The organism is Pseudomonas sp. HMWF006 (genome assembly GCF_003061205.1).
Taxonomy (GTDB): domain Bacteria; phylum Pseudomonadota; class Gammaproteobacteria; order Pseudomonadales; family Pseudomonadaceae; genus Aquipseudomonas; species Aquipseudomonas monsensis.
In genome coordinates this window covers 1-6,187 of sequence record NZ_QAIU01000522.1, presented here as the reverse complement: position 1 = coordinate 6,187, position 6,187 = coordinate 1, and the positions used below count along the sequence as shown (strand labels likewise).

Sequence of the window (6,187 nt, the reverse complement as noted above, 5' to 3'; positions counted from 1 at the left end):
ATCATATAGTCTCGCCGCAGGCGAATTTCGCCAGAGACGCATAAGCTGCTTTAGGGCACGATACCGCAGTCGCTCGAATCACGAATTCGCCAACTTTCCTTAAGCGTCTTCCATAAGAAAACACAGGGGCTTGTCATGAATTTTTCCGCACTACGTCGCAATCTGCTGGTAGGTTCGCTGGGCCTTGCACTGAGCGCCGGCCTGATCAGCCAGGCAACAGCCGGTGAACAGCTGCAGCAGATCAAGGACAAAGGCGTTATCAACGTCGGCCTGGAAGGCACTTACCCACCGTTCAGCTTCGTCGACGAGAACGGCAAGCTCTCCGGTTTCGAAGTCGAATTCTCTGAAGCGCTGGCCAAAGAGCTGGGCGTGAAGGTCAAGCTGCAGACGACCAAATGGGACGGCATCCTCGCCGCGCTTGAATCCAAGCGTCTGGACGCCGTGATCAACCAGGTGACCATCTCCGACGAGCGCAAGAAGAAGTATGACTTCTCCGAGCCGTACACCGTTTCCGGGATTCAGGCGCTGGTGTTGACCAAGAAAGCCGCCGACCTGAACATCAAATCCGCTGCCGATCTGGGTGGCAAGAAAGTCGGCGTGGGCCTGGGCACCAACTACGAGCAGTGGGTCAAAGCCAACGTACCGACGGCTGACGTGCGCACCTATGAAGATGATCCGACCAAGTTCCAGGACCTGCGCGTTGGCCGTATCGACGCCATCCTGATCGACCGTCTGGCCGCGCTGGAATATGCCAAAAAAGCCAAGGACACCACCGCCGCCGGCGAACCGTTCTCCCGTCAGGAAGCTGGCGTTACCTTGCGCAAAGGCGAGCCTGAACTGTTGGCGGCCGTAAACAAGGCCATCGACAAGCTGCGCGCCGATGGCACGCTGGCCAAGCTTTCGGAAAAATATTTCAGCGCCGATGTCACTAAATAATGGAAGCAACTTTCCAAATTGTACGGGAGGCCATGCCCTTTTTGCTCAAGGGCATGTACTTCACCGTCATCCTCAGTCTGGGTGGCATGTTCTTCGGCTTCCTGCTCGGTTTCAGTCTGGCGTTGATGCGTCTGTCGCGCTTCAAGGTAGCGAACTGGATTGCCCGCATCTACGTGTCGTTTTTTCGCGGCACGCCGTTGCTGGTACAACTGTTCGTCATCTATTACGGCTTGCCACAGGTGGGCCTTGAGCTCGATCCGATACCCGCAGCCCTGATCGGCCTTTCGCTGAACATGGCTGCTTATATCTGTGAAATCCTGCGCTCTTCGATCAGTTCGATTGAACGCGGTCAGTGGGAAGCCGCTGCGAGCATTGGCATGACCCGCGCGCAAACCCTGCGGCGGGCCATCCTGCCGCAAGCGATGCGTACAGCATTACCGGCGCTGGGCAACAGCTTCATTTCCCTGGTCAAGGACACTGCACAGGCCGCCACCATCCAGGTGCCGGAGTTGTTACGACAGGCGCAGTTGATCAGCGCCCGTAACTTCGAAATTTTCACCATGTACCTTAGCGCCGCACTGCTTTACTGGATTCTGGCCTCGGTGCTTTCGCACTTCCAGAACAAGCTGGAAGAGCGGGCCAATCGGCACGACCAGGAGTCCTGACCCCATGATTGTCGTAGAGAAACTGACAAAGCAGTTCAAGGGTCAAGAGGTGCTCAAGGGCATCGATCTTGAGGTCAAGGAAGGCGAAGTCGTGGCCATCATCGGCCCCAGCGGTTCGGGGAAAACCACGTTTCTGCGCTGCCTGAACTTCCTTGAGGAACCCACCAGCGGCCGGATCAAGGTCGGCGCTATCGAAGTCGATACCAGCCGCCCGCTGAGCCAGCAGCAAAGCCTGGTGCGCACTCTGCGCCAGCACGTGGGCTTCGTGTTCCAGAACTTCAACCTGTTCCCCCATCGCACCGCTCTGGAAAACGTCATCGAAGGGCCGATCGTGGTCAAGAAGATGCCGCGCGAGCAAGCCATTGCCCTGGGCATGAAGCTGCTGGCCAAGGTCGGTCTCTCCGGTAAGGAAGACGCTTACCCGCGTCGTCTGTCCGGCGGCCAGCAACAGCGCGTGGCAATTGCCCGGGCACTGGCGATGGAGCCGGAAGTGATCCTGTTCGACGAGCCGACCTCGGCCCTCGATCCGGAACTGGTCGGTGAAGTACTGGCGACCATCCGCGGCCTTGCCGAGGAGAAACGCACCATGGTGATTGTCACCCATGAAATGGGCTTCGCCCGTGATGTGGCCAACCGTGTGGTGTTTTTCGACAAGGGTGTGATCGTCGAACAGGGTGAAGCCAAAGCGCTGTTTGCCAACCCGAAAGAACAACGCACCCAACAATTCCTCAGCAAATTCCTCAATCACGCCTGATAACTTTCAACGCATGATTCTTAAACTTCCACGGATGGAAGTTACCTTTACCCCGCCCTCGACAACTTCAAAAAATCTTATAAATTCCGCCTGCGATACGCAGCCTGTTTATATGTTCTGCAAACATTATTATTCGCGTTCACGCCATCCTTCGCCGAAGGACAACGTTCGAATAAACCCGCGGCAAAACCGGCAGAAACTCCTTGGTTCTGTGGCCCTATTCACTATCGAACCTAGGCATAGGGATTCGTCAGCGTAGGAAATTTCTGAATAATCGGTAATTCACGAATTAACTAACTCACTCTATTGACACCCCCTCCAGCACGTTCTTATCTAGTCACCAACCAGCCTCACTTAGTTAAATAACCCCGCATTCAAACTGAACAAAAGCGCACCGCTTTATTGCCAGTTGATTCACGCTTTTTTGTTCTTTCAGAAACGGACTTCGCTGCAGGATTTCAAGGAGAGAAAACGATGACCCGCACTTCGCATACCCCCGAACTGGCAGCCCCGATTCTGGCGCCAGCGCAAAAAACCGGCATCAATCTGGCCGCAGCGGCCCACCTGCTGGTCAATGTGTCGCCCTACCCCGACATGGATTGCGGCGATCTGATCGAGTTGTTCTGGAACAAATGCTATGTCGCCTCGAAGGTGCTGACCGGCGAAGACGTCGGTGCCGTGGTCAGCCTGCGGGTGCCGGAGAGTTTCATTGCCAATGGCATCGCACGCATTCACTACCGGGTAATGCAGGTCGGCCAGGGGCCGGCGTTGTCGGCGCCGACCCGGGTGCAGGTCAAGCTCGACTGCCCGGGCGGCGAGCCTTCGACGCTGTGCGGCGACGAAAACCAGCAACTGGCACCGGTGACGATCCCCGACACCATTCGCCGCCAGGGCGTGAACCCGAATCAGATCAAACGCGGCGTGCCGCTGACCATCGAGCCTTACCTGAACATGGCCGAGGACGATGCCATCACCTTGCGCTGGGGGGATGTGCGCATGGATCTGGCACCGATTACCACAGCGGATGTCGGGCTGCCGATTCAGGTCTGGGTGCCGCCGGCGGTGATCGTTGAAGCCGGGGAGGATCTGCGGCTGGATGTGACGTATTGCATCCTTGACCGGGTCGGCAACAACTCACGCTGGGCGCCGCCACGGACGTTAAAGATCGGCTGCGTGAATCCTTACCTGAAGGTGCCTCTCAACCCGGAACTCAAGGTCGCCGAATCGCGCACAGACTGAACACACAGCCCTTGTGGCGAGGGCGCTTGCTCCCGCTCGGCTGCGCAGCAGGCGCAAAACCGACACGACGGTTTAGCTGAAGGGAACAGCTGTGCAGGTTTCAGGGGCGCTTCGCAGCCCAGCGCGAGCAAGCTCCCCTGCCACAGAATCGCTCAGCCTCGAAAACCCGTTAACCAATCCGACCATCACCCCTTCTATGCATATTCCTAAAAGTTAGTTTATTTAATATTTATACACGCTTAGGGTATATGAACCGGACCACCGGACATTCTTTCGTTCGCCGCACTTTTGCGGCGTTTTTCATGAGATGTGAGGTAGGTAGTATGGTCCGGAACACAATCACCCCAGTGCAGATCGCCAGGGCATTGCGTGCAGCCAAGGAGCGGCACTGATGTCCAGTCTGGCAGATACAAACGTCCAGTCGGATCTGGACATCGCCCCGTTGTTGTTGCCCGCGCAGGTCTTGCGCAACGACGCCCAAGCCATCAAGGCCGCCCATGAGCTGGCGCAAGTCGCCCGTGTGCAGGCCGCCAGGCGCGACCGCCAGCGCAAGCTGCCGTGGTCGGAAATCGAACAGTTCACCCGCAGCGGCCTGGGCAGCATCGCCATCCCGCGTGAGTACGGTGGCCCGCAAGTTTCGTTCGTTACCCTGGCCGAAGTGTTCGCGATCATTTCCGCCGCCGATCCGGCGCTGGGACAGATTCCACAGAACCAGTTCGGCATCCTCAACCTGGTGCTCGGCAGCGCCACTGAGGCGCAGAAAAAGCAGCTGTTCCAGAGTGTTCTGGAAGGCTGGCGCATCGGCAATGCTGGCCCTGAGCGCGGTACGAAAAACACCCTGGAATTGAAGGCGCGCATCACCGCCGATGGCGATGACTACGTGATCAACGGCCAGAAGTTCTATTCCACTGGCGCGCTGTTCGCGCACTGGGTCGCCGTCAAGGCACTCAACGATGACGGCAAGCAAGTGCTGGCCTTCGTCCGCCGTGGCACGCCGGGATTGCGCATCGTTGATGACTGGTCGGGCTTCGGTCAGCGCACCACCGCCAGCGGCACGATCCTGCTGAACAACGTGCGTGTCGAGTCGAGCCTGGTGGTCGACAACTGGAAGATCAACGAAACCCCGAATACTCAAGGCGCCGTCTCGCAACTCATTCAGGCGGCCATCGACGCCGGCATCGCCCGTGGTGCCATCGACGACGCCATCGAGTTTGTCAAAACCCGTGCCCGGCCGTGGATCGACGCCAAGGTCGAGCGCGCCAGCGATGACCTCTACGTGATCGCCGACATCGGCAAACTGAAAATCGAACTGCACGCCGCCGAAGCGCTGCTGCGCAAGGCCGGGCAGGTACTCGATCAGGTGCACGCTGCGCCACTGACCGCCGAGTCCGCCGCCCGCGCCTCGATTGCCGTGGCCGAAGCCAAAGTGCTGACCACCGAGATCTCGCTGCTGGCCAGCGAAAAACTTTTCGAACTGGCCGGCAGCCGCGCGACCCTCGCCGAATTCAACCTCGACCGCCACTGGCGCAACGCCCGGGTGCACACCCTGCATGACCCGGTGCGCTGGAAGTATCACGCGGTCGGCGCCTATCGCCTGAACGGTACTTTGCCCGCTCGTCACTCCTGGATTTAACGACCGCACACTTTTGACCAGATCTCTGGAGAAACACATGACTTATTCTCACTCCGTCGCGGTCATCACCAGCGATGAGCAAGCCCTGATCATCGCCAGCGACCTGGCCGAAGATTTCAAACGCGACAGCGCCGTGCGCGACCGTGAACGGCGTCTGCCGCTGCCGGAACTCGACGTGTTTTCCCGCTCCGGCCTCTGGGGCATCAGCGTGCCCAAGGAATACGGCGGCGCCGGCGTATCCAACGTGACCCTGGCCAAAGTCATCGCCCTGATCGCTCAGGCTGACGGCTCGCTCGGGCAGATTCCGCAAAACCATTTCTACGCACTCGAAGTGCTGCGGGTGAACGGCAGTCACGCGCAGAAACAACGGCTGTACGCCGAAGTGCTCGCCGGCCAGCGCTTCGGTAACGCACTCGCGGAACTGGGCACCAAAACCGCCCACGACCGCGTCACCAGCCTCAAGCGCGACGGTGACGGCTATCGCATCAATGGCCGCAAGTTCTACTCGACTGGGGCGATTTACGCCCAGCGTATTCCGACTTCCGTGGTCGATGAAAACGGCGTGCAACAACTGGCATTCGTCCCGCGCGACAGCCAGGGCCTGACCGTGATCGACGACTGGAGCGGCTTCGGCCAGCGCACCACCGGCAGCGGTTCGGTGGTGTTCGAAGACGTCTACGTCGCCGCCGAAGACGTGATCCCGTTCCAGAGTGCCTTCGAGCGTCCGACCACGGTCGGCCCGCTGGCGCAGATCCTTCACGCCGCCATCGACACCGGCATCGCCCGTGCCGCGTATGAGGACGCGCTGCACTTCGTGCGCAGCAAAACTCGTCCGTGGATCGACTCCGGCAACGACAAGGCTACCGAAGACCCGCTGACCCTCAAGAGTTTCGGCCACTTGAGTATTCGCCTGCACGCCACCGAAGCCTTGCTCGAACGCTCCGGCGAATTCCTCGACAT

Annotated in this window: 6 protein-coding genes; all 6 read left to right on the top strand. The window is 59.1% G+C overall.

Translation table 11 applies throughout. The features are described 5' to 3' along the window. Positions 1-135: 135 nt before the first annotated feature. Positions 136-936, top strand: coding sequence for a cystine ABC transporter substrate-binding protein (gene tcyJ, locus DBR24_RS23520; RefSeq protein WP_123470525.1), 801 nt, complete (start codon positions 136-138; stop codon positions 934-936). Further along, a complete protein-coding gene (gene tcyL, locus DBR24_RS23515; protein ID WP_128615942.1) occupies positions 936-1,601 on the top strand; it encodes a cystine ABC transporter permease in 666 nt (221 codons plus the stop codon). The genes tcyJ and tcyL overlap by 1 nt, the downstream gene beginning before the upstream one ends. Before the next feature lie 4 nt (positions 1,602-1,605). Next, positions 1,606-2,355, top strand: a complete 750-nt coding sequence (gene tcyN, locus DBR24_RS23510) for an L-cystine ABC transporter ATP-binding protein TcyN (protein ID WP_123470521.1) — start codon at positions 1,606-1,608, stop codon at positions 2,353-2,355. A gap of 474 nt (positions 2,356-2,829) precedes the next feature. Beyond that, positions 2,830-3,594, top strand: a complete 765-nt coding sequence (locus DBR24_RS23505) for a hypothetical protein (RefSeq protein ID WP_128615941.1) — start codon at positions 2,830-2,832, stop codon at positions 3,592-3,594. 391 nt (positions 3,595-3,985) lie between these two features. Continuing rightward, positions 3,986-5,227: an SfnB family sulfur acquisition oxidoreductase gene (locus tag DBR24_RS23500; protein ID WP_128615940.1), complete on the top strand. Its 1,242-nt coding sequence runs from the start codon at positions 3,986-3,988 to the stop codon at positions 5,225-5,227. A 37-nt stretch (positions 5,228-5,264) separates the two neighbouring features. After that, positions 5,265-6,187 (top strand): SfnB family sulfur acquisition oxidoreductase (locus DBR24_RS23495; RefSeq protein ID WP_128615939.1); only part of this gene is annotated, 923 nt, incomplete at its 3' end.